Source organism: Lysinibacillus sp. UBA5990 (assembly GCF_002429815.1).
Classification (GTDB): domain Bacteria; phylum Bacillota; class Bacilli; order Bacillales_A; family Planococcaceae; genus Lysinibacillus; species Lysinibacillus fusiformis.
This window is the reverse complement of the sequence record NZ_DJAY01000015.1, coordinates 235,753-259,347: the sequence shown is the minus strand read 5'-3', so window position 1 is coordinate 259,347 and position 23,595 is coordinate 235,753. Positions and strand designations below refer to the sequence as shown.

The 23,595-nt window shown below is 38.5% G+C and carries 21 protein-coding genes; all 21 read right to left on the bottom strand.

Going from position 1 to position 23,595, the window contains the following annotated elements:
• Window position 1: 1 nt before the first annotated feature.
• Window positions 2–1,648 (bottom strand): glycerol-3-phosphate dehydrogenase/oxidase, encoded by a 1,647-nt coding sequence (locus tag B3D94_RS13735; protein ID WP_069480423.1) that lies wholly within the window; start codon window positions 1,646–1,648, stop codon window positions 2–4.
• Between the two features lie 18 nt (window positions 1,649–1,666).
• The gene (gene glpK, locus B3D94_RS13730; RefSeq protein ID WP_291757773.1) at window positions 1,667–3,160 is read right to left on the bottom strand and encodes a glycerol kinase GlpK; all 1,494 of its coding nucleotides are present in this window, start codon (window positions 3,158–3,160) and stop codon (window positions 1,667–1,669) included.
• Between the two features lie 17 nt (window positions 3,161–3,177).
• Window positions 3,178–5,040, bottom strand: coding sequence for a DNA mismatch repair endonuclease MutL (gene mutL / locus B3D94_RS13725; RefSeq protein ID WP_291757771.1), 1,863 nt, complete (start codon window positions 5,038–5,040; stop codon window positions 3,178–3,180).
• Window positions 5,041–5,055: 15 nt separating this feature from the next.
• Window positions 5,056–7,626, bottom strand: a complete 2,571-nt coding sequence (gene mutS, locus B3D94_RS13720; protein ID WP_291757769.1) for a DNA mismatch repair protein MutS — start codon at window positions 7,624–7,626, stop codon at window positions 5,056–5,058.
• A gap of 127 nt (window positions 7,627–7,753) precedes the next feature.
• The gene (gene cotE / locus B3D94_RS13715) at window positions 7,754–8,407 is read right to left on the bottom strand and encodes an outer spore coat protein CotE (protein WP_175422990.1); all 654 of its coding nucleotides are present in this window, start codon (window positions 8,405–8,407) and stop codon (window positions 7,754–7,756) included.
• Between the two features lie 132 nt (window positions 8,408–8,539).
• On the bottom strand, window positions 8,540–8,977 hold the full coding sequence (locus B3D94_RS13710) for a RicAFT regulatory complex protein RicA family protein (protein ID WP_012293354.1): 438 nt from the start codon (window positions 8,975–8,977) through the stop codon (window positions 8,540–8,542).
• A complete protein-coding gene (miaB, locus tag B3D94_RS13705) occupies window positions 8,978–10,522 on the bottom strand; it encodes a tRNA (N6-isopentenyl adenosine(37)-C2)-methylthiotransferase MiaB (protein ID WP_069480419.1) in 1,545 nt (514 codons plus the stop codon). It abuts the gene before it with no gap.
• A gap of 182 nt (window positions 10,523–10,704) precedes the next feature.
• A complete protein-coding gene (locus B3D94_RS13700) occupies window positions 10,705–12,009 on the bottom strand; it encodes an ATP-grasp domain-containing protein (protein ID WP_291757766.1) in 1,305 nt (434 codons plus the stop codon).
• 77 nt (window positions 12,010–12,086) lie between these two features.
• Window positions 12,087–13,097, bottom strand: coding sequence for a histidinol phosphate phosphatase domain-containing protein (locus tag B3D94_RS13695; RefSeq protein ID WP_291757764.1), 1,011 nt, complete (start codon window positions 13,095–13,097; stop codon window positions 12,087–12,089).
• A complete protein-coding gene (locus B3D94_RS13690) occupies window positions 13,097–13,879 on the bottom strand; it encodes a DeoR/GlpR family DNA-binding transcription regulator (RefSeq protein WP_069480417.1) in 783 nt (260 codons plus the stop codon). The genes B3D94_RS13695 and B3D94_RS13690 overlap by 1 nt, the downstream gene beginning before the upstream one ends.
• Window positions 13,876–14,877, bottom strand: a complete 1,002-nt coding sequence (locus B3D94_RS13685; RefSeq protein WP_291757761.1) for an ABC transporter ATP-binding protein — start codon at window positions 14,875–14,877, stop codon at window positions 13,876–13,878. Before B3D94_RS13685 ends, B3D94_RS13690 begins: the two co-directional genes overlap by 4 nt.
• The gene (locus B3D94_RS13680) at window positions 14,874–15,659 is read right to left on the bottom strand and encodes an ABC transporter permease (RefSeq protein WP_069480415.1); all 786 of its coding nucleotides are present in this window, start codon (window positions 15,657–15,659) and stop codon (window positions 14,874–14,876) included. The genes B3D94_RS13685 and B3D94_RS13680 overlap by 4 nt, the downstream gene beginning before the upstream one ends.
• Window positions 15,656–16,501 carry an ABC transporter permease gene (locus tag B3D94_RS13675; protein ID WP_175422989.1) on the bottom strand — a complete coding sequence of 282 codons (846 nt, stop codon included), beginning with the start codon at window positions 16,499–16,501 and terminating at the stop codon, window positions 15,656–15,658. Before B3D94_RS13675 ends, B3D94_RS13680 begins: the two co-directional genes overlap by 4 nt.
• Before the next feature lie 71 nt (window positions 16,502–16,572).
• The gene (locus B3D94_RS13670; protein ID WP_069480413.1) at window positions 16,573–17,409 is read right to left on the bottom strand and encodes an alkaline phosphatase family protein; all 837 of its coding nucleotides are present in this window, start codon (window positions 17,407–17,409) and stop codon (window positions 16,573–16,575) included.
• A complete protein-coding gene (locus B3D94_RS13665) occupies window positions 17,399–18,487 on the bottom strand; it encodes an ABC transporter substrate-binding protein (protein ID WP_069480412.1) in 1,089 nt (362 codons plus the stop codon). The genes B3D94_RS13670 and B3D94_RS13665 overlap by 11 nt, the downstream gene beginning before the upstream one ends.
• A 230-nt stretch (window positions 18,488–18,717) precedes the next feature.
• Window positions 18,718–19,095, bottom strand: coding sequence for a hypothetical protein (locus tag B3D94_RS13660; RefSeq protein WP_008178900.1), 378 nt, complete (start codon window positions 19,093–19,095; stop codon window positions 18,718–18,720).
• A 119-nt stretch (window positions 19,096–19,214) separates the two neighbouring features.
• Window positions 19,215–20,591: a sensor histidine kinase gene (locus B3D94_RS13655; protein ID WP_291757755.1), complete on the bottom strand. Its 1,377-nt coding sequence runs from the start codon at window positions 20,589–20,591 to the stop codon at window positions 19,215–19,217.
• On the bottom strand, window positions 20,579–21,241 hold the full coding sequence (locus tag B3D94_RS13650; RefSeq protein WP_069480410.1) for a response regulator transcription factor: 663 nt from the start codon (window positions 21,239–21,241) through the stop codon (window positions 20,579–20,581). The genes B3D94_RS13655 and B3D94_RS13650 overlap by 13 nt, the downstream gene beginning before the upstream one ends.
• 26 nt (window positions 21,242–21,267) lie before the next feature.
• Window positions 21,268–22,020: a lantibiotic immunity ABC transporter MutG family permease subunit gene (locus B3D94_RS13645; RefSeq protein WP_069480409.1), complete on the bottom strand. Its 753-nt coding sequence runs from the start codon at window positions 22,018–22,020 to the stop codon at window positions 21,268–21,270.
• Between the two features lie 3 nt (window positions 22,021–22,023).
• The gene (locus tag B3D94_RS13640; protein WP_069480408.1) at window positions 22,024–22,752 is read right to left on the bottom strand and encodes a lantibiotic immunity ABC transporter MutE/EpiE family permease subunit; all 729 of its coding nucleotides are present in this window, start codon (window positions 22,750–22,752) and stop codon (window positions 22,024–22,026) included.
• A 1-nt stretch (window position 22,753) separates the two neighbouring features.
• The gene (locus B3D94_RS13635) at window positions 22,754–23,461 is read right to left on the bottom strand and encodes a lantibiotic protection ABC transporter ATP-binding protein (RefSeq protein ID WP_069480407.1); all 708 of its coding nucleotides are present in this window, start codon (window positions 23,459–23,461) and stop codon (window positions 22,754–22,756) included.
• Window positions 23,462–23,595: the final 134 nt, after the last annotated feature.

Here is a 23,595-nt window from a genome sequence, read left to right as displayed (position 1 = left end):
CTTACTCCCCTTCTTTCACGAAAATAGTGGCATCCATGATGGCTTGATCTAATTCAGCCATATAAGCATCTCGTTGTTCCTCCGTATAATTCAAGTGCTGTTGCATCACTTGAAGCACTTGTTGCTTATAGAGCTTGACTGCTTCAATGTCAAAATATAGCATGCCAGTACGACGAATAAAGAAGTCACTTGGCGTATAGACCATCTCAGCTTCTAAGCCATATAATAGCATCGCATGTAAAGTAAGTGGCATTGTACTACCATGCTCATGTAAGTATTTTACACGATCAAATAAAGCATCCACATTCGTGCCATATTTTTGGACAAGTTGCTTGGCTTCATCATAATTTAAACCATACTGAACACCCTCTCGAGCTTTATAGGCAATATAATCAGGGAAATTGATAGCGTTAATACCCTTTGCACCTGACAGAGATAATTCTCGAGTTATGGATGCACTCGCATGCTTATAACGATGGGTTTTTACAATTTTATCTACAATCGATTCTGCCATTTGTCGGTAGCCTGTTAGCTTGCCACCTGCTATCGTCATTAAACCACTCGGAGCCGTCCAAATTTCATCTTTCCTTGAAATTTCTGAAGGATTCTTTCCTTTTTCATAAATCAATGGACGAACGCCTGCCCACGATGATTCAACTGTAGCTCTTGTAATATTAGCTGAAGGAAAGACTTTCTTTGCCGCCTCTATTAAATAGTCCACATCTTGCTGTGTTGCAATAGGATGCACTGGATTGCCCTCAAAGACAGTATCGGTTGTACCTACATAGGTTTTACCATCACGCGGAATAGCAAATGCCATACGCCCATCAGCAATATCGAAATAAATTGCTTGCTTTAATGGAAAATCTTTTTGATTCAGGACAATATGAACACCCTTCGTCAATCTTAATTGCTTATTATCAGCTACTTTATCCCTTTGTCGTACATCATCCACCCAAGGACCTGTAGCATTGACAATTTGTGCAGCATGTACATTTAAAATGCGTCCTGTTAAATGATCTTCTACTTTAATTCCAACAAGCTTTTTCTTCTCGTAGATAAATTCCTTCATCTCCGCATAATTAAGACAAAGTGCCCCATATTCAACAGCCTTCTTTAATACTTCAATTGTAAGACGCGCATCATCCGTACGATATTCAACATAATATCCTCCACCAACAAGTCCTTCTTGATTGAGTAAAGGTTCTAATGCTAAGGTCTCTTGCGCATTTAGCATCGTTCTACGTTCCTGTTTTTTGACACCTGCTAAACGGTCATAAACTTTTAAGGCTAGAGATGTTGTCATCGGGCTAAGGGAACCCTTTTTATATAAAGGCAAAAGCATTTTTTCTGGTGTTGTCACATGAACAGCATTGTCATAGACGATTTCACGTTCACGTCCCACCTCTGCTACAACTCCTACATCAAATTGCTTTAAATATCTTAGTCCACCATGGATGAGTTTAGTTGATCGACTCGATGTTCCAGCAGAGAAATCCTGCATGTCGATACAAGCGACGGACAGTCCCCTCGATGCAGCATCCAGGGCAATACCTGCACCCGTAATGCCTCCACCAATGACTAAAACGTCAAAACTATAGTGCTCTAAATAATATAAAATTTTTGGACGATGCTCATATGAAAACATACCTTTTTCCCCCAATAGCTAAGATTTAAAAATTCGTGTTGCCTCTACAGCTCTTTGCCAGCCAGCATAAAGAGTTGTCGCTTGGTCTTTTTCCATTTTTGGCTGGTAGGTTTGACCATTTACCCACAGTGCAGATAAAACCTCTTGATTTGGCCAAAAATTTGTAGCAAGTCCTGCTAAATAAGCTGCACCTAGTGCTGTTGATTCATTGAGCTTTGCCAGTTCTACATGCAACTGTAAGACATCACTTTGGAATTGCATTAATAACTCATTTTTTACAGCACCACCATCTACACGGAGTACTTCAATAGGTGCCTCCGCGGCTTCTTCCATAGCATCGAGTACATCCTTCGTTTGATAGGCCAATGATTCAAGTGTCGCACGGATGAAATGTTCTTTAGAAGTGCCACGCGTTAATCCAAAAATGGCACCGCGAGCATCTGTATCCCAATAAGGTGTACCTAGTCCAACGAAGGCAGGTACAACATAGACACCATCCGTATTGGCTACTTTTTTAGCATAGGTTTCTGAATCCTCTGCAGTCCGAATCATACGTAGTCCGTCTCGTAGCCATTGGATCGCTGAGCCTGCTACGAAAACACTTCCCTCTAATGCATAGGTTACCTTACCATCTATTCCCCAAGCAATTGTCGTCAATAACCCATTTTCCGATTTTACTGCCTGTTGTCCTGTATTCAATAACATAAAGCAGCCAGTACCATACGTGTTTTTAGCCATTCCCTTTGTAAAACAAGTTTGACCAAAAAGTGCAGCCTGCTGATCACCAGCAATACCTGCAATCGGAATTTTTTCGCCAAAGAAAATACTTGCTGCCGTTTCAGTGTAAATTTCTGATGAATTTTTCACTTCAGGAAGCATCGACATCGGAATATCTAATAGCTGACAAAGTTCCGCATCCCATTGTAAGTCATGAATATTGTATAGTAACGTTCGAGCCGCATTTGAATAATCGGTAACATGAGCCTTTCCCTTTGATAATCGCCAAACTATCCAAGAATCAATCGTGCCGAATAATAAATCTCCATTGTCAGCCATTTCACGTGCGCCCTCTACATGATCTAACATCCATTTAATTTTTGTGGCTGAAAAATAAGCATCTAGACGTAATCCCGTTTTTTGCTGAAAAAGCTTCTCATGCCCTTGTTCTTTCAGGTGATTCACGATTTCCTGCGTTTGACGCGACTGCCAGACAATGGCGTTGTAAATAGGCTGTCCTGTATGTTTATTCCACACAACGGTTGTTTCTCGCTGATTCGTTATTCCAATAGCATGGACCTCACTAGCATCATGCCCACTTTCTGTTAAGACGGTTGCAATTACTGAAAGGACCGAACCCCAAATTTCATTGGCATTATGTTCTACCCAGCCAGCCCTCGGAAAAATTTGCTGAAACTCCTTTTGTGCTACATGAACAATTTCACCTTTTTTATCGAATAAGATAGCTCTTGAGCTTGTTGTGCCTTGATCAATTGCTAAAATAAATTCGCCCATTATTTTCCCCCTTTTCACTACATGACCCGTTTGAACATTTTTTCCACTTCATAAGATGTAAAATGAATGAGCACTGGACGTCCGTGTGGACATGTAAATGGATTATCAGCTTTGCGTAAATCTCTCAGCAAAATTTCCATTTGTTCTTTCGTTAAATAATAATTGGCCTTAATAGATTTTTTACAGCTCATCATAATCGCGGCGGCTTCACGTAATTTTTTAACATCTGCCTTTTTAGTCGTCAGCACCTGTTCAATTAAATCTTCAATGATTTCCTGTTCCTCACCTTTAGGGAACCAACTAGGGTGCTCGCGTACAACAAAGGAAGATTGTCCAAATTCCTCTAAAAATACGCCTACTGCTTCTAATTCATGTTTGTGTTCTCGTAATAAAAGAGCCTCATCGGCCGCATAGTGGAATGTTAGTGGAAGCAGTAATGCCTGACGTTCATGTGGATTAACTTGACCGACCTTTTCTCGGAAAAATTCATATTTAATGCGCTCTTGTGCAGCATGTTGATCAATTAAATAAAAACCATCCTCCATTTGGGCTACAATGTATGTGCCATGGATTTGCCCTACTACTTCTAGCTCAGGGAACGGCTCATTAGCCGTCTTATCTGCTAATTCCTCATGTTGCTCCATAACAGGTACTTCTTCTATTTCTTCAATCTTTAATGGCGGAGTTGGCTGCACGTAATCCTCCACAATAGTAGAAATAGGCTCTGGCTCTACTGTAGTTTCTCGATTGTTTTCTTGAACGGTTTGTACATCATATAACTTCTCTACAATTGCGTTCATTTTCTCCACATCTATCTTAGGTGCAGGCTTCCAAATATTTAATTGCTCTGTAGCTGGTTTGACGATTTTTTCTTTTTTCTCCATTTGTGGTACGCGAATAACGCTACGTATTCTTTCACGGATAGTTTCTTCGATTAATTTTAAAAGCTCTGGCTCCTTACTTAAACGAATTTGATGTTTCGCAGGATGCACATTGACATCTGTCAAAAATGGATCTCCCTCTATATAAAGAACCACAATAGGAAAACGTTCAATTGGTAAATACGTATGGTAGGCATCAACAATAGCTTTTTGTACTAAATAATGCTTAACCCAGCGACCATTGACGAATAGAGACATATAATTTTTTGAAGCACGCGTCACCTCTGGTAGAGTCACATAGCCAGAAATGCGATAATCGTGTGATTCTCCTTGGAAAAACACCATTTTCTTGGCATTATGTACTCCATAAATGGCAGCAAGCACTTGTTGCACATCTCCTCGTCCATTTGTTTGGAGTAATATTTGACCATTATGCAGTAATCTAAAAGCAATTTGTGGGTTACTAAGCGCAAGACGATTCATTAAGTCTATAGTGTGCCCAAGTTCAGTTTGAATAGTTTTCATATATTTTAAGCGAGCAGGAGTGTTAAAGAATAATTGTGATACCGTCAGATCTGTCCCTTTACGTAAAGGGCCGGGCTTATGCGTCAACATATGACCACCCTCCAGCTCTAAATGTGTACCGGATTCACCGTTCGATGTAATTAAAGTCATTTTTGAAACAGAAGCTATAGATGCTAATGCCTCACCACGGAAGCCCAATGTCCGAATACGAAATAAATCATGTTCTTGATGAATTTTACTCGTTGCATGGCGAGAGAATGACATGATGGCATCCTCTTCATCCATACCGCTACCATTATCAATTACTTGAATGGAAGTGAGACCCGCTTCTAGTAAAAAAACATCAATGGACGTACTTCCCGCATCAATCGCATTTTCTACTAGCTCTTTGACAACTGAAGCTGGTCTTTCAACTACTTCTCCTGCTGCAATTTTATTGGAGAGCCATTCGTCCATAATTTGTATGTTTCCCACTAACGAATCACTCCTTTATTTTTTCATGTTTAATAACTCTTGCTGTAACTCATATAAAATATTCATTGCCTGCATCGGTGAAGTTCCTAAAATATTAACTTTCTCTAATTTTTTTAACACCTCTGCCCCAGCTGGTGCAATTGGCTCTTCTTCAGTAAATAAGGACATTTGCAGTGTCGGTTCTGCTATTTTCTGTGTTTCAGCCACTACTTCGTTCCCAGCCTCAAAGTTTTCCAATAGCACACGTGCTCTTGCCAAAATTTCTTCTGGTAATTGCGCTAATTGTGCCACATGAATACCGTATGATTTATCAGCAGCACCTTTTTTTACCTTATGCAGGAACACAACCATGCCATTTTTTTCGGTCGCTGCGACATGTACATTTTGTAAGCGTGGTAAATCCTTTTCAAGAGCTGTTAATTCATGATAATGCGTAGAAAATAACGTATTGGCACCGATTTTGTCATGAATATATTCCATCATGGATTGAGCTAAACTCATCCCATCATAAGTAGAGGTTCCCCGGCCTATTTCATCAAATAACATTAAACTGTTTTTTGTGGCATGCATAATGGCGTGTTGAGATTCAAGCATTTCTACCATAAATGTAGATTGCCCTGCTGCTAAATCATCAGCTGCTCCGATGCGCGTGAAAATTTGGTCAGTAATCGGTAGCTTTGCCTTTTCAGCAGGTACATAGCAGCCCATTTGTGCCATGACGACAATTAATGCTACCTGACGCATATAGGTACTTTTACCAGACATATTCGGCCCAGTAATAAGCATCATATTATTCTGTTCTTCTAGCACACAATCGTTTGGTACATACATTTGCTTGTTCAACATTTTTTCCACAACAGGATGGCGACCTTCAATGATTTCAAGCGCTCGTCCATTATGGAATTGTGGTTTTGTAAAACGATATTTTTCTGAGATGCTAGCAAAGCTTAGCAAAACATCTAACTCACTTATGCTCGCTGCTAGTGCTTGTACACGTGGAATAAATTCCTTTAATGCATCTCGAATTTCTACAAATAGGTTGTACTCTAGTGTTAGGCTTTCTTCCTCAGCATTTAAAATCAATGCTTCTTTTTCTTTTAATTCCTGTGTAATATAGCGCTCTGCATTAGCTAGCGTCTGTTTGCGCTCATAACGAGTTAAATCTGCTAAATGGATATTAGATTTTGTAATTTCAATATAATAACCAAAGATGCGATTATAGCCAATTTTCAAGTTTTTAATGCCTGTTTTCAAACGCTCTTCTTGCTCGAGCTGAGCAATCCAATCCTTACCATTGCGAGCGGCATATCGAAGCTCGTCTAATCGTTCATGATAGCCGTCTCGAATCACATCCCCTTCTTTAATGGTAATTGGTGGATTATCCGTTATGGCATTTGCTAAAAGCTCCTCAACAGCTGTACATGTATCGAGAGCTGCCCCTAATTGTTGGAGTGTCTCCTTACCCGCACCTATTAACTGCTGCTGAATAGCTGGCACTTGGCGCAACGAATCACGTAATTGTGCTAAATCACGGCCACCTACATTGCCAAAAGCAACGCGACCAGCCAGCCGCTCTAAATCATATACCTGTTTTAAAGCAGTTTGTAACTCTGTTCGAACAAAATATTCTTCTAATAAATCAGTTACAATCGCTAGTCTAGCCTCAATAGCTGAGCGTGTGGCAAGCGGCTGATGTAGCCATTGTTTTAATTTACGGCCACCCATTGCTGTGACAGTATCATCGAGCAACCATAACAGTGTCCCTTTTTGATCTCCACCGCGAATGGATTGAATTAGCTCTAAATTTCGCTTTGAGCTAGAATCAATGCGTAAATAATGTTTCATTTCATTAAACGTAAATGCTTGAATATGGGATAACGAACGCATTTGTGTTTTATCTATATAGGCCAATAATCGAAGGCATGAAATTTGTAGGGCTGGTGGAACAGCTTCTACATAGCTAGCTGCTTGATCCACCGCCATTTCATCCGCTTCCACTGACAGTACAATGGCGGCATTTGCAGCATGTTCTGCTAACAATAACTGTAAACCATCCGTTACAATAAGTTCCCGAATACCATAAGCCTGCATTTGCATTAATAATGCTTTGCCATCCCCTTCAATGGACGAAGCCACGGCTTCACCTGTTGATAAATCTAGATATGCATAGCCAAATGTTGTGTCATCCAGTTGTTCGGCTGCTCCAATAAAATGATTGGATTTCCCTTCAAGTGTCTTACCTTCCATAATTGTACCGGGTGTGATGAGTTGAACCACTTCACGTTTGACCACGCCTTTTGCTTGCTTTGGATCTTCTGTTTGTTCACAAATAGCCACTTTATAGCCTTTTTGCACAAGTGTTTCAATATAATTTTTAGCCGAATGATGCGGCACACCACACATTGGAATTCGTTCTTTTGCGCCAGCATCCCGGCTCGTTAATGTAATTTCTAGAATTTGTGAGGCATTAATGGCATCCTCAAAAAACATTTCATAAAAGTCACCTAATCTAAAAAATAAAAAGGCATCCTTGTAATCTTCTTTAACCTGTAGATACTGTTGCATCATTGGTGTATATGTTGTCATATAAATATTTACCTCGCTCTTACCTATAGATAGTTTTATTATAACAAAAGATACATGCGAAACGCTTCCTTCACCTTTTTTAAGATGCTAGCGTTTCGCATGTATCGAAAAATGATGGTTTCTAAAATTATCTTGGTCGTTCATCAGGAAACGATGATGACTCTAATACATACCTACCTTCTCCATCAGAGCTTGAAGATGAGCTTGAGCTCGAGCTAGATGATGATGATGATGAACTCTCATCATTTAAGCTCCAGTCTTCTTCATAATCTAGCGGATGTACACTAATACAAATTGTTGTTTCACCCATTACTTCCACAATCACTTCACGTTCTACTACAATTTCAAATTTCGTACCACATGAAGAAATTACTGCTTCAATACAATTTGGTTCTTGTATTACCCGTACACGAACATCATCACCAACGCTAATTTCTCCTTCTCGATAGTGAAGCTTCACTTTGTCTTTATAGTGAATTGTTTCCGAAAACACAGCTGTCTTCGAATGATTACTATAGGCATACCATACATTGACGTCAAATTTCCCTGTTACTTCTACAAATTTCCCGACTCTTTTAGCAGAGCAAGTATGGTTAATTACCCAGCATCCTAAAATACTTGTCGGTTTATTTGTTGGTGATAATGTTACACGCTCTTCCGTTCTCTTCTTCCCTTTGGCAACTACTGCTTTCGTCACGATTTGTCGTAAACGTTTCAGCGCAATTCCTCCTTCGACTCTTTTCACTCCATCATATGCAGGTAGCGCCCATTGGGTGAACATATATTTTAGAGAATTAAATGATTCCTCCAGAACTCCTTTCGAAAGATGACTGCTATAGCGTGAGCATTTCTCCATAGAAATGAACATAAAAAAGCTCGAATGCTGTCATTCGAGCTTTACTTCTATAATCTGTTAAGAACAGCTACCCGGTTGAGAATTGTCTACATATGAACCCGTTTCACCACGTAGCACATCACCACCTGTTGAGCGGATAATTTCATTCGTTACATTATTTGCAATCGTATTTGATACTAATTGCAATAAATCATTTACATCGCCTTGTGATTCTTTAAATTGTTGAACAACAGGGATGTCATTAATTTCTTCTTCGATTTTAGCAATTTTATCTTCAATCATTTTTAGCGCTTTTTCTTTTCCTAAGTGTTGGAAATTAACCGCTTGTTTTTGTAAACTTTTTAGACTAGCAATTCGTTCACGTACTTGTTGATTTTCATTAATTTGTGCTTCTGCCTTTTTGAAAAACTCAACCTCTGGTGTATTTGCAATCATATGTGCAATTTCATGTGATTTTTTAATTAAATCTTCTTTTGTGTATAAGATTTGTGTCATTTACGCTTCCACCTTTTCATTTTTTACGACTTCCAAAAACTCACCAGTAAGTGAATAAGATGTAGTCTCTATAATTTTAACTTTTACTAATTGACCAATTACTTCTGCTGGTGCTTTAAAATTGACAAGACGATTTTTACGCGTATAGCCTGCTAGCACATCATCTCGTCGTTTACTTGTTCCTTCAACTAATACTTCGACAACCTCACCATTTAAACGTTCTAAGGCTTTGCGAGAATACTCACCCACAACTTCATTTAAACGTTGAAGTCGCTCTTTTTTCACCTCTTCAGGTACATTATCGACCATTTTCGCAGCCGGTGTCCCTTCACGAGGAGAATAAATATACGTAAATGCTGCCTCAAAGCCAACTTCACGGTATAAGGAAAGCGTTTCCTCAAATTGCTCCTCTGTTTCATTTGGATAGCCAACGATAATATCTGTCGTTAATGTTACTTCAGGAATGGCAGCTTTAATTTTTTCTACTAATGTCAGGAAATGCTCACGTGTATATTTACGAGCCATAATTTTTAAAATGTCATTAGAGCCAGATTGTACTGGCAAATGAATATGTTCTACTAAATTACCACGTTTTGCAAGTACTTCGATTAGATGATCATCGAAATCTCGAGGATGACTCGTTGTAAAACGAATACGTGGAATATCAATTTTTCTTAAAGCATCCATTAAATCGCCAAGACGATATTCGATATCCTCAAAGTCTTTCCCGTAAGCGTTGACATTTTGACCAAGCAACATGATCTCCTGATAGCCCGCTGCCGCTAGCTCTCGGACCTCAGCAATGATCTCCTCTGGACGACGACTCCGCTCTTTTCCACGTGTATACGGTACGATACAATACGTACAGAATTTATCGCAACCATACATAATATTAACCCATGCTTTAATGGAACCAAGACGTTTCTTCGGCAGATTTTCTATCACATCGCCTTCTTTAGACCAAACCTCTACGACCATTTCTTTCGACATATAAGCCTCTTTAAGAATGTTTGGAAGGCGGTGAATATTATGCGTTCCAAAAACCATATCGACATGTGGATAGCTTCTTAAAATTTTATTTACAACCGATTCCTCTTGCGACATACAGCCACAAACCCCGATTAGCATCTCTGGGTTTTTTCGTTTATATTTCAACAGGAAACCAAGTTCTCCAAATACTTTGTTTTCTGCATTTTCTCGAATGGCACATGTATTCAGCAAGACGACATCAGCCTCTTCAATTATTTCAGTTGGTGTGTAACCCAACTGCATAAAAATACCAGCCATTACTTCTGTGTCATGCTCATTCATTTGGCAGCCATAAGTACGAATGTAGAAAGTACGATCTTTACCCATTCCTGCAAATTGTTCGTCAATGGTAAAATCCTTATGGTATTTTACATCTTCTTTACCACGTTTTTTAGCATCTTTTAAGGAAGGTGCCGTAAAGACCTTCTCAAAATATTTACTGTAATCCTTTTCAGGCTTGTCTTCTTTTTTTGGTTGATTGACCTGTTGATTAGCTAAGCGTTGTTCCTCATTCATCGCAATCAGGTAACTCCTTTCAAACGAAATCCATGCACTTGAATTTCCATCTTACTATTATACTGAATAGTTGATACTTCCTACAAGGCTTGCGCTTCAAATGTCGTGGTTTCGACTTAATTACAAGTAGCTGAAAGGATTAATCCGCCCAATTTCAAGTTTTATCTTATCTAATAAGAGAGCTAAACGTCACGATCAATAAAATACTTCCTATGCTTTATATATAAGTATCCATTGTATAATTTCAGCTTGACCCAACGCTTCATACTCATATCCTCTTTATAAAATAAAGCATTTGTATATTGGCCTTGTTTCACTAATCGTTTTGCTTCAATTTTTAATTTTTCATTCCCCATACATTTATATAAAGTTTTTGGAGGCAGTAGTGACCACAAATGCTTAGTTTGGACATATGTTCGTTCAAGCGGGATGTGGAATAGATGATCATTCACTACATATTGCATGAAGTTATGGCCGCTCGCTGTTACATAATAGCTGGAAGAACCGGCTCGTAAATTGAGCTCAAATAACTTATACTCCCCATCACGCGGATCATATTTCATATCAAAATTGGCAAAGCCCGTATAGCCGATGTCCTCTAACAGATGCCGTATTGTATCCATCAATTGCTCATCATAATCGATCATGACAGCTAAAGAGATGCCTTTGTTTTGCGGGGAAGGGTCCTCAAAAAGCTTATTGCTTAAACACATCAATTTCACTTTTTTATCTCTCCCTACATAAACGTCTAATACGCGAATGAACGAATCATCACCGGGGATAAACTCTTGTAAAATTAAGGTATCTTGATAGCTTGAGCGATAAATACTGCGAACAATCTGTTGCATCTCGCAGTCATTATGGACTAGATAAATTTTTTTCTTCTCAGGAAAGGAGCAGCTAGCGTACGCCACAGAATTTGAAGGTTTAATAATGATTGGGTAATGGAATGGTATGACGCAGTTTGTCTGTTGTTCCTTTGTGACAGTCACTGTTTGGGGGTATTTTAACTTATACAAGTCACATAGTTGATAAAATTTTTCCTTCGATTGAACCTTCTTTAGCAAAACTTGATCGATATAGGGTAAAATAAAATATTTTTCTAGCTCCTCTTTATTTTTAATAATCTGCTCTGCGTAGAAGCAGTCGCAAACTAATAAAATCAATCGTTGATGCTGAAACTGCTTTGCCAGCGTCAGCAGCACTTGTACAAAATGGTTAGGATCATCTAAATGCTCTACATATTGAAAGTCAAGGATACCACTATTTTGAGTGGCGATTCCTTGCGTACCACTGGAGAAAAATGATCGGAAATTCCCTCGTTTTCTGGCTGGCTCGATGACAAAACTCTTAATATTATACGCCTCATAAAAAGAGCGGGCTACCCCGTAAGCATGCTGTCCTGACTGTATAACAATAGGCAAAAATGGTTGCTCATGTAGGTATGACAATTCGATCGCCTCTCTAGTAAAAATGAATTTATTCATTTGTATGCAAATTAGATTGTACATATGTAGCACGAATAAAAGACACTAATATAAAACTTTAGTGTCTTCTCCAGTATCTATATTTCTATAAATTTTTTAATGCGATGTTCAAAAGAGACGATGGATTGAACCCCATGGCTCTTGAGTAAGTCTGTATTGGCAAATGTATACTTTCCTAAATCATCAGGGAAATGGGCATCTGAGGATATTGTAAAAATAACCCCATAGTCAAGTAAGGTTTGTAAAAAACGAGGGCCAGGGCACATTTCTTTTACAGGATAACGATAATACAACCCGGCATTGATCTCAGTAGCAGTTTGAGTTGACGTTAAAGCTTGTGCGATACGTTCATACCAAACTTTTAGAAATGCCTGATCCTCTACCTGATAATTAAATACTTTAAAGTTGTCAAGATGTGCAACAACATCAAATAGTTTGGACTGAATCATGTTTTCAACAGTCATAAAAAAGCGCTCATAGTTTTCTTGTAATGCTTGCGTATTCATTTGCTTAAATAGATGTTCTGTTTGGGGATTATCAAAGCCCCAGCCATCCACAAAATGGACTGAACCGATTACATAATCCCATGGGTGGTCTGCTAATAATGAAATCAGCTCCATCTCCCCACTTATAAAATAATCTGCCTCTATACCTAACTTCAAGGCAATACCTTCTCGGTGCCATTTTTCTTTAGCCTGCTGAATGGTAGAGACAAAAGTATCGATATTTTCTGTCATGACACGATCTAGCCAATATCGCTGTAATTGACCAATCTCACTATCGTCCAATTTCATAAAGCGCTCGAAGTAAGCGCGCGTCTCCTTAAAACGATATAAGTGATCAACAATGCCGACCTCACGTAAACCAAGCTGCTTTGCTTGTTGAAGATATAAATCCAACCATTCCTCACTATAGCAGCCATTTTGAACCCTCTCTGTTAACCTCTGTAGCTGAAAGGTCATCTCCTCCTTTGAACCTTGTGAAGTAGCATCCACTGGTTGAAAAAACTCAAGCGCCTGTGATGTACGCTCTAGCCAGCGAGATGAATAAGGTCCCTCTTCTAAATGTACATGATAATCAATTGTCATCAACTTTTCCCTCCATTACATACCGTCCATTTTTCTTCATAAGTCTGCCACTCTAATGGACAAGTATTTTCACAAAAAATTTCCGTACATTCTTCAAGATGACAGATTTGAAAAAATGATTTCCCATTAATTTTCGATGCATCCGCTAATAAATAATTAACCTTACTATGCTTTTGCATTTTTTTTGAAATGAGAGATTCATCCAAATCATAATCGTACACGACACCATCACTAATGCCACCACATGAGATAAATGCTTTATCAAAATTCATATTATCTAACATTTCCAAAGTCATGGCACCTGCGACAGAGGATTGTCGAGGATTCGCAGTACCTCCTAGTAAAATAACCTTCCCAGTCATGCGTCTTTCCTCTATCGCTAAATTGAACTGGACAGCTGCTGCAATCGAGTTCGTAACAACTGTTATATCGTCAACAGCTAGTAGAAAATCTGCAATATGGACCGTTGTCGTCCCCGTATCAATTGCTATCGTATCTCCATCACCAATGCGTTTTGCGGCCATACGAGCAATTTGACGCTTAGCCTCTTTTTGCATTTGTAGCTTACGTAAAAAGGCAGGCTCATTCCGTACATTCGTATATTTAATAGCTCCTCCATGAACTCTTGTTAATAAACGCTGTTGCTCTAATTCATCAAAGTCTCTTCGTATTGTTTCAGGGGCTACTTGAAGAGCATCAGCAATATTTGTAACAATTATTTTCCCTTCCCAATCTAATTGTTTTAATATAAATTCGAATCTTTCTAGTTTTGCGTAAGTCATGATAATGCAATCACATCTTCTTTTGAGACATAACAATTATAGGTTGTTCCCATTTCAATTGAATAGCCCTGTTGATGCAGCTGCTCCATTGTAAATAAGACCTCCCCCTCAAACGTTGTTCGAATGATATTACCACTCATTAACGATTGTTTCGCTATCCCTGTTAAACTCAGATCACCGTTTCTTTTATCGAAATGCAAAGCTTCAGGACGAATCGCAAATTTACGGTATGGCTCTGGCAAAGGTTCTCCGAGCATTTGCTGTAATACCTGTCGGGAAAAAACATTATAATGCCCGATAAAATTAGCAATAAATTCAGTATCAGGTCTTGTATAAATCTCAGTTGGTGTCCCACTTTGCGCAATACTGCCATTATTCATTACAAATATTCTATCTGAAACAGCCATGGCCTCTTCCTGATCATGCGTTACTAAAATCATCGTCATATTGAGCTTCCGTTGAATGGCCCGTAAATCTGCCTGAAGCTTCTTACGTATTTGAGCATCTAGCGCACTAAGTGGCTCGTCTAATAACAACACTTTAGGTCGGACAATTAACGCTCGCGCTAGTGCAACACGTTGTTGTTGACCTCCCGATAGTTCTTTCGGATAAGCGTGCGCTTTTTCGCTTAAATGAACAAGCTCCAACATGTCTTGAACGCGCTGTTCTAGCTCAACTGAATTCTCTTTTTGCATATGCAAACCAAAGGCGACATTTTCTTGCACAGTCATATTCGGAAAAAGTGCATAGGATTGAAAAACCATCCCCACTAGGCGATCCTTCGGTTGTACACCATTCATATCTTTGCCTTCAATGGAAATTTGGCCTGCTGTTGCATCCGTTAAGCCTGCGACAATACGAAGAATCGTACTCTTTCCACAGCCACTTGGTCCTAATAAAGTAATAAATTCACCTTTGCCAATTTTCATATTAATATTCGATAAAACAGTAGATGACCCATAGTTTTTATGAAGCCCTTCAATAACAAGATAACTCATAGATTTGTAGCACCTTTCGATCGTTTTGTTACTATTGCAATGACAAATGTTAATAAACCCATCAGCACGATATAAATGAAAACTACTGCACTAGCAATATGTCCACTTGTACTAAGTTTTTTCATTAAATAAATTTGAACTGTTTCAAAGCGAGAGCCAACAACAAGATTAATTAAGACAAATTCACCAAATAAAACAGAGAAAGATAACAGCGCACCTGCAAATAAGCCTGGATAAACTGTAGGCAGTAAAATTTTTGTGAATGCTTGCCTTTTAGAGGCGCCAAGTAATTGAGCTGCATCAAGAAGTTGCCTTGCATCTATATTTCGCAAACTATTTCGTGTGCCCTGATAGATATAAGGTAGAATTCCAACAACATAGGCCCCTAAAACAACGAAAATCATCGGTATCCCTATTTGGCTATAAACGCGGATAAGTCCGACCGCTAAAATGATTCCTGGGAAAGAATAGACCATGACAACGGCCATCTGTATCCATTTTTCATACTTAGGAAAGTACAAGACAATAACGAAGATGGCTGGCACAATAACGAGGAGTGCGATACTAACAGCACCACCTGCTAATAATACTGAACGTCCAAATGCTTGAATAAAATCACTATCCTGAAACAATGTGAAAAACCATTTTAATGTAAATCCTTCGGGTAATATAGTTTTATTCCATTTTGATGCAAAAGCATAGAGCATCGTTGCTAGAACGGGCAATAAAAGATACCCAACTAACAGGAGGAAAAATAAATCGGCCAAGCCCCGCTTCTTCATTTAAGTTTCCTCCTTGTTTTTGAGATGCTCCACTCACTAATTAACATAGCCGTTACCATTGATACGGCTAAAATGACCGCAATCGCACTTGCTAGCTCTGGTTGGGCAAAGATATCACCCTTAATTAATGAGCCAATACGAATCGCCACTAAGTTATAATTACTGCTCGTCAGTGCATAGGCAGAGGCATACGCCCCCATGGCATTAGCAAATAATACACTAAATGTTCCGACAATCCCTGGTAGCATAACTGGTAGACCAATTTTCATCCAAAACTGCCAACTGGATGCCCCTAAAAGTGCTGCTGCCTCCTTCCACTGCTGCTGGATTCCATCATAAATCGGATATAACAGCATAAGCGATAACGGAAGCTGAAAGTAAATATATATTAATAAAAGGCCACCCCAACTATAAAGTGAAAATGATGATAGTGCATCGATGTCCCATTTTTCAAACAACAGTGTAAATAAACCACTATTGCCAAGTAACACGATAAAAGCAAAAGCTAACGGAATACCCGAAAAATTTGATGTTAAATTTGTTAGTATTAAAATTTTCTCCCTTACTGGCTCAGAAAACTTCATCATGGCATAGACCGCGAACAATGTAACCATTAACGCGATAATAGCTGAAATGACAGATAAGGTAATACTATTTTTAAAACCTTGTAAAATATAGCCGTTTGTAAAGACAGCCTTGTATTGCGTCAGCGTAAAGCCATCACTATTTTGAAAGCTAGTTAGAAGCATATACAATAAAGGGACAAGGAAAAATAATACTAGTAATACTAGAAAAGGAGAAAGCCAGGCAATGGATTGCCGCTTCGATTTCAACACAATCACTTCTTTCTATTAATTACTGCTGCTCATGGGGTTAATCGTCGCTCCAGTCTAAAAGGAGCGACGATTATTAGTTAAACCTCTTTTGCTGCATACACACCTTCAAGCAAAAGTGGCACCATCTCATCAGTAGGCTCCATATTCAATAAATGACAGCATAGGGGTGCAATTTGCAATTGTGAAACAACACCCTCATTTATCCCTGCCTTGACAGAATCGGCTATCACAAACAGTGGAACATAACGATCCTCATCCGTTGTTCCTCCATGATTGCCATCACTCGTCATGCCATGATCTGCTGTAACAATGACCTCATACCCTTGCGCCATACATTTTGGGATGAATAAAGATAATAAGGCATCCATCGCTAAAACACGATTGCGATATTGTGCGGAATCTGCAGTAAATTTATGACCATCATCATCAACATTCATCGGATGAATATAAAGGAAATCTGGCTGCTTTTCATCCATTAACCACGCTGCATCCGCAAATACATGACTATCCGGATAATGATCCTCAAAATAGAACAATCCATTGTCAATTGGTAAGGATGTATCCAGTTGAATTCTGTCAGTCATATGGTTAAATGGTGCTCTGTTATAAAGTTCACTTACCCAATAATAGGCTGAGGCTGCAGTAGACAATCCGTGCTCCTTCGCAACATGAAAGACACTTTTTTGAGTCGATAAACGGACGGTCATATTGCTTGTGACACCATGAACGATGGGGGGTGTCCCTGTTAAAATGGTTTCATACAATGGTCTGGATAACGCTGGAACCTCTGAACAAATTTTATAGCGCGCTGCTACCTTTCGCTCTACTAAATGGTGTAAAAATCCCATATGACTACAAGCAGTATCAAAGCGTAGTGCGTCAACGACAATAAGAACTACTTTCTTATTTTGCATGGATTAACACCTGCTCTTGATATAATTGTGGAATTTGCTTCGTTGTTTCTTCCCATTTCTTTTGATCGTTTACTGGCTGAGCATTGTTATACATATCAGCTGGTAATAATAAATCTTTTACATCTTGTGGTAGGTCCACTTTGTCTCGAATTGGTCTTGCATAGCCTTTTGCTAAATTTTCTTGACCTGCATCGGATAAAATATATTCACGTGCTAGCATGGCCGCATGTGGGTTTTTCGCATACTTATTAATGATCGTTGCATAGCCTGAAGTAACAGATCCCTCATTTGGTATCACTACATCAAAACGGTCCTCATCAATTTGGTGACGATAGCCTAATGCATTGAAATCCCATAAGATAGCGACATCAATTTCTCCTTTTTCTAAGTTTGCGACCGATGGATCACCCTGTAATCTACCTTGCTTCGCTAACTCTGCAAAAAAATCAATCCCAGGTTGAATATTGGTTTCATCCCCACCAAATGCCATAGCAGCTGCTAAAATAGCAAACTGTGCTTGGTTAGCTGTTAATGCATCCCCAATGCTGACTGTATAATTGCCATTTTTTAAATCCTCCCACGATTTAGGGGCATCTTTTACATTATTTTTATCTGTTAAAAATGAAATAGTTCCTGTATAGCCAACGATCCAATGGCCTTCATCGTCTTTGGCCCAATCAGGTATCTCATCCCAGTAAGAAGTTTTGTATGGTAATGTTAGACCCTTGTCCTTGGCAATTGGACCAAATGCAATCCCTACATCACCGATATCTGCTGTAGCATCATCTTTCTCCGCTTCGAACTTCGCTAGCTCTTCAGCACTCGACATATCTGTATCTTTGTGTTTAATGCTATATTCAGTTCCTAGCTCCTCCCAAGTTTCCACCCAGTTCGCCCATGTATCAGGCATACCAACAGAATTGACAGTTCCCTCTTCCTTTGCTTTTGTTGTAATTTCTTCAAGCGTTACATCTTCATTTACCTCATTTGCACCTGATGAACTGTCTGAACAAGCTGCCAACATGGAAATAGTTAATGCACCAATTAAGCCTTTTTTCCACAACTTTTGAATTGCCATGTGTTGGACCCTCCATTTGTTTTTGTTTATTTTTATTTGCTTACACCTGTAATGGTATAAAACAAACATTAAGCAAGTATGGAGGTCGTTAAAATATTTAGTAAAAATTATTGAGAAATTATAAATATCTATGAATGGATAGAATGATGGATAGAGAGTTAAAAATTAATTGAAGAACATAGGGGTGTTGTATGTGTACGTGTGTTTGACCAGACGTACACATACTGAGATTATTTGGAGAGACCTAAAAAATCAGCATATGTATGCGGCTCATTTTCCTTTAAAATTGTTAAAAATGTAAACGCTAGTTGAACAACAGACCACCATCTCATATTGTAAGACATTTCAAAACGAGCGGGTTCTAACGTAAAGACATCCTGAAAAATAGTCATCGGCTCTATTTGCTCATCCTTTAAAATGGACAGAAAGCCCAAAAATAACGAATGGTCTTTAACTTCTATCAGTTTGCCCTCAACGAGTGCATCAATATTTTCTGGTTGTTCAAAATTGCAGTGTGTCGCCACATAACGCTCTAAATCCTGCGCACGCTGCCTTTCTTCACGTTCTTTTTTCTTTGCAATAAAATCAATGACGTTATTCACGTGCATCGCCTCTTTTTTTCTTTTATTGTAGCATTTTTTAAAGGGCCAATGCCCCTACTAACCCCTCCTATTTTCCCTTGATATACATACAAGACGTATAAACGGAAATCAAAAAAGACGCCTGATCATCCAGACGTCACAATAGTGATGGTCACTTTTCCTCCTCCAGTCAATGAATCATTATCTAGTGTCAATGTGCCACCATGTTTTTGAATGATGGATTGAGCAATATAGAGCCCCATACCATAATGATTCGCTGAATTTCTACTTGGATCACCTCGATAAAACTGTTTCGTTGCTTCCTTTAAATCTTGCGATGAAAAACCTGTGCCACTATCCGTCACAGTAAAATGAACAACGTTATTCTCTCCTTGAACAGACAAAATAACTTTACTGTTATTGGGTGTATGCTCTACAGCATTGACAATCAGGTTTAATAGTGCCCGATAAAAAAGCTCTTTCTCTACAACAATTGAATTTGGCAATTCGTTTTTTTCTACCATTACTTCAAGGTTTTTTTCTAAAGAGAGGGCCCTCATTTGATGTTCAAGTTGCTGAATAAAAGTACACATATCTACAGTTTTTTTTTCACTAGCAGCGCTTTGCTCCATTTTGGATATATCCATTAGTTGTTTGATGAACTTTTCAATTTCAAGGGTATTTTTCAATATATAATCGTTATATTCTCTTTGTGTTTCATCCTGAACGGTGTCCAGTAAAAGGTCTGCATTCCCCCTTATAATGGTGAGAGGGGTTTTTATATCATGGGCAAGTGCAGAAATTTGTTCTCTACGTGATTTTTCTGCCTCCCATTGTTGTTTCAATGAGGAATTTAAGGCTTCCTTCATATGTTCAAAGGAAATTGCAATATCATCTATTTCTTGAATACCTGATGGTTTTAAATGAAAATCTAAATTTTGATTTTGTATCTTCTCAATGGCGTCTTGTAAGCCCTTCATTTTTTGCTTGAGCCTTCTGCCAAAATGAATAGCCAGCACCGTAGCTTGTATGATAACCCCAAAAATAAATAATAGTAAGACAGATAATTGCGGATTTGGCATATACTCTCTCAAGCTAGCAGAGCTATATTCTGGCACTAAACTATAGCGTAAAATACAAACTTCTTGTTCTCGCTCTATAAACGCATAAAATCGTGAATTAGCCTGTGTCTCTCCCTTTTGCTTCAAATGCCACGCATCAAAAGCCTCTTTTTCTGTTAAATTACCTGATATGAATTCCCCCTTGTTAGAAATCACCGCATAGTCCACAAGCTCTGGGATCATTTCGGCAGTAACTGACTTGCTAGAAATAATCTGATTCTTAACTAAAGCAATCTGCATTTCCGCATAATTTGCTGGCAAAATAATATTTGCTGAAAAGGCAAACATAAATAGTCCCAAAAGCATGGCTACTAATAAAATAATTCCCAAGCACAAAAATAATAAATACCTAAGGAAAAATGTATGAAGGCGTGTTCCCTTCCCCGGTTTTATGGTTTCCATTTATAGCCGATCCCCCAAACCGTTTCAATAGCATCTATTTCACAAGCATGTAGCTTCGAGCGAATATTTTTAATATGCTCTGTTATAGCTGTACTGTCACTTTTGCCATCAAATCCAAAAATAGTTTCGTATATTTGTTCTTTTGAAAAGACCTGCCCTCGATGTCGTGCTAAAAATTCACATATCTCATACTCACTTTTTGTGAGCATGACTCGCTCATCACTCACAAAAAGCTCTTTCCCAGATAGATTAAAATGAACCTTATCGATATAAAGGATGCTCCGCTTCTCTCTTCGCTCACGTCGAATATGAGCGTTCACCCTTGCACGTAACTCCCCAATCCCAAAAGGTTTAATCAAATAATCATCTGCTCCTAATCCTAGACCATACATCACATCTTCCTCTAATGACTTAGCAGTGAGAAAGAGAATCGGGCAATCTACAGCATGACGAATTTGCCCACATAATGTGAAACCATCAATAGCTGGCATCATAACATCCAATAAAATCAAATCAAAGGAACCAAGATTCATCTTATAAACTTCTGTAGATTCAGAAACAATGGTTACTATATGGTCATCTTTACGCAGAGCATTTTTGACTAATATTAAAATATCCTCTTCATCATCAACGACTAATATGTTTGCCATAACTCACCCTCAACTATTTATTCCTACTATTCCGTTCTTCTACCTTCCCATTTCCCAAACCATAGACACGACAAAATAAAGGCAAATACACTTCCTGCCAAACAACAAACGATTCCTGTAAGCATACTTGTTTCGAGTAGAGCCATATTCACTCCTGTCGACTTTATGATCCATAAAGAGACAAAATGTCCACTCCACCCATAAGGTAAAAAGGGCCAAATATGATCCCCTAAACCTGTAAGCAATAGAGCAACCAAAAGAGCCTCCACTATACCCAACCCAATCGAAGCACCTTTTCCAAATTGTAAGCTCACATATAAATGTAAAATATATATAAAAACATGACTTCCAAAGAGAATACACGCAGCCATACTATAAAATGAATAACTAAAACCTTCTTCGTGTAATAGCTCGATAAAACCAATACTAAAGATGGCTATAGATAAGAAAATTGCCCCAAAGCTATACAGCAATAACAGTAATAGCTTACTAACATATGTCTTCATTTTCCTATTTGTTGTTGCTAACATGACCTGGAATTGACCTACGTTTGCCTCCTGTTCAGATGCCATAGCACACACTAGTCCAATAATAATGGGTAAGCCACATGCAATCCCCTGGAAATACGCCATTACTTTCCCTTTAAAATCCCATGGTGAATAAGAATAGTAGGCTAAAAAGAGGGCTGAAATAACAATGGGAACAACTAAATGTGTGAGTAAAAATGGTGTTCGTTTTATTTTTAAACAGTCTGCTCTCAATAATCGTAACATGTCCATCCGCTATTTGGCCTCCCTTTTTTGAAACCACTTGGCAGTAAGGAAACAAACTATTATAAACCAAGCTAATGCCATAATAATGCCTGGGAAAATAACATTTGTATTCAATAAAGGGCTTCCCTCTGGTACTGGTAAACCATTCGGTAACATACCTATTGTGGAACATATTAAACGCGCTCCTATTGCAAACGGATAGATGTACCATAATTTCCCATCTGCAAACACAACAATTCCTACTATATTGGCAACTAAATTGAATAAAATAGCTAAATATGTGCCTAATTTCGCCGCTAGGAAAAGACATAAAGGAATTTGCCACAAAAACGCTATGAAAATGACTATAGTACTTATCAAACTGCTATATAGCGATAAACTATGACCGAAAAGCCAGCCCCCTACCGTAATTCCAATAAAGAAAATGACAGAGATAAAAAGTAGCCACACACTGGATGAAAGTATCTTGCCCAGCCAGATTTTTTTTAGATCAAGAGGCAGTGCAAGTATACTTTGATATTTCATTTTCTTATCTGTTTCCACTACTAATGCGCAGCAAATTGTTAAAGCACCTGGAAGTAGCATCGTATACCACCAGTTATATGCACCTGTTTGAAAATACGAACCACCCATAAGTACTGCACTTAAAAGCAATGTTACTAAGGGAGTAAGCCAAAGTAAGGCTGGAATAAAAGTCCTCTTCCATTTTAATTGTTCTGCTTTCAGAATGGATAGCATGTTAATGACCTCCCTTTCTATTAGCAGACACAACCTGCATAAATAATGATTCTAATTCCTGCCCCTGTGGTGCTGGGCCCTGATAACCGAGTCTTCCATCAGCGATAATTCCAATATCATCGACGACTTGTTCCACCTCAGACAAAATATGACTAGATAATATGACCGAAATGCCTTGCTCTGGAAAAGAACGAATAAGCTTACGAAGCTCCTGTATACCAATTGGATCAAGCCCATTTGTTGGCTCATCTAAAATTAATAGCTTTGGTTTGTTTAACAGTGCAATCGCTATCCCTAGTCTTTGTTTCATCCCTAAAGAAAACTGTCCTGCCCGTTTTTTACCTGTATTCGTTAAATCTACAACCTTTAAAACTTCTTCGATACGACTTTTTGGTAAACCTAAGGCTATTGTTCGGACTTGTAAATTTTCTTTAGCTGTCAAATTTTCATATAGTGGCGGTGTTTCGATTAAGACACCAATGTCGTGTAAATCATTTCGTGTCCAAGTATGGCCATTAAAAATGATTGATCCAGTATTGGGACGTAGCATACCTGTAATCATCTTTAATGTTGTTGATTTCCCTGCCCCGTTAGGTCCAAGCAAACCATAAACCGTATTTCGTTGAATTTCTAGCGCTAGTTGATCTACAATTTTTTGCCCTTTCAATGTTTTAGTAAGACTTTCTGTTTTCAATATCATATCTTTCATTATTAGTCATCATCCTTTCGATGACCTTAGTGTAAAAAATGATTATAAGGATTTTATAAGGTTTTAAATTGTTTTTCACATATATAGGTGTCAGTGCTTACGTTTACTGTCTTAACAAGCTACTCATCCATACA

Coding starts and splice junctions, on each gene's coding strand:
- glpK (WP_291757773.1), bottom strand. CDS start 3,160: ATGGGCGAATTTATTTTAGCAATTGATCAAGGCACAACAAGCTCAAGA.
- B3D94_RS13645 (WP_069480409.1), bottom strand. CDS start 22,020: ATGGACATGTTACGATTATTGAGAGCAGACTGTTTAAAAATAAAACGA.
- B3D94_RS13690 (WP_069480417.1), bottom strand. CDS start 13,879: ATGACTTACGCAAAACTAGAAAGATTCGAATTTATATTAAAACAATTA.
- B3D94_RS13695 (WP_291757764.1), bottom strand. CDS start 13,097: ATGACAATTGATTATCATGTACATTTAGAAGAGGGACCTTATTCATCT.
- B3D94_RS13735 (WP_069480423.1), bottom strand. CDS start 1,648: ATGTTTTCATATGAGCATCGTCCAAAAATTTTATATTATTTAGAGCAC.
- B3D94_RS13640 (WP_069480408.1), bottom strand. CDS start 22,752: ATGCTATCCATTCTGAAAGCAGAACAATTAAAATGGAAGAGGACTTTT.
- cotE (WP_175422990.1), bottom strand. CDS start 8,407: ATGTTCACCCAATGGGCGCTACCTGCATATGATGGAGTGAAAAGAGTC.
- B3D94_RS13665 (WP_069480412.1), bottom strand. CDS start 18,487: ATGGCAATTCAAAAGTTGTGGAAAAAAGGCTTAATTGGTGCATTAACT.
- B3D94_RS13650 (WP_069480410.1), bottom strand. CDS start 21,241: ATGGCAAACATATTAGTCGTTGATGATGAAGAGGATATTTTAATATTA.
- B3D94_RS13660 (WP_008178900.1), bottom strand. CDS start 19,095: ATGCACGTGAATAACGTCATTGATTTTATTGCAAAGAAAAAAGAACGT.
- B3D94_RS13710 (WP_012293354.1), bottom strand. CDS start 8,977: ATGACACAAATCTTATACACAAAAGAAGATTTAATTAAAAAATCACAT.
- mutS (WP_291757769.1), bottom strand. CDS start 7,626: ATGACAACATATACACCAATGATGCAACAGTATCTACAGGTTAAAGAA.
- miaB (WP_069480419.1), bottom strand. CDS start 10,522: ATGAATGAGGAACAACGCTTAGCTAATCAACAGGTCAATCAACCAAAA.
- B3D94_RS13670 (WP_069480413.1), bottom strand. CDS start 17,409: ATGCAAAATAAGAAAGTAGTTCTTATTGTCGTTGACGCACTACGCTTT.
- B3D94_RS13655 (WP_291757755.1), bottom strand. CDS start 20,591: ATGGAAACCATAAAACCGGGGAAGGGAACACGCCTTCATACATTTTTC.
- B3D94_RS13685 (WP_291757761.1), bottom strand. CDS start 14,877: ATGAGTTATCTTGTTATTGAAGGGCTTCATAAAAACTATGGGTCATCT.
- B3D94_RS13635 (WP_069480407.1), bottom strand. CDS start 23,461: ATGAAAGATATGATATTGAAAACAGAAAGTCTTACTAAAACATTGAAA.
- B3D94_RS13680 (WP_069480415.1), bottom strand. CDS start 15,659: ATGAAGAAGCGGGGCTTGGCCGATTTATTTTTCCTCCTGTTAGTTGGG.
- B3D94_RS13700 (WP_291757766.1), bottom strand. CDS start 12,009: ATGAATAAATTCATTTTTACTAGAGAGGCGATCGAATTGTCATACCTA.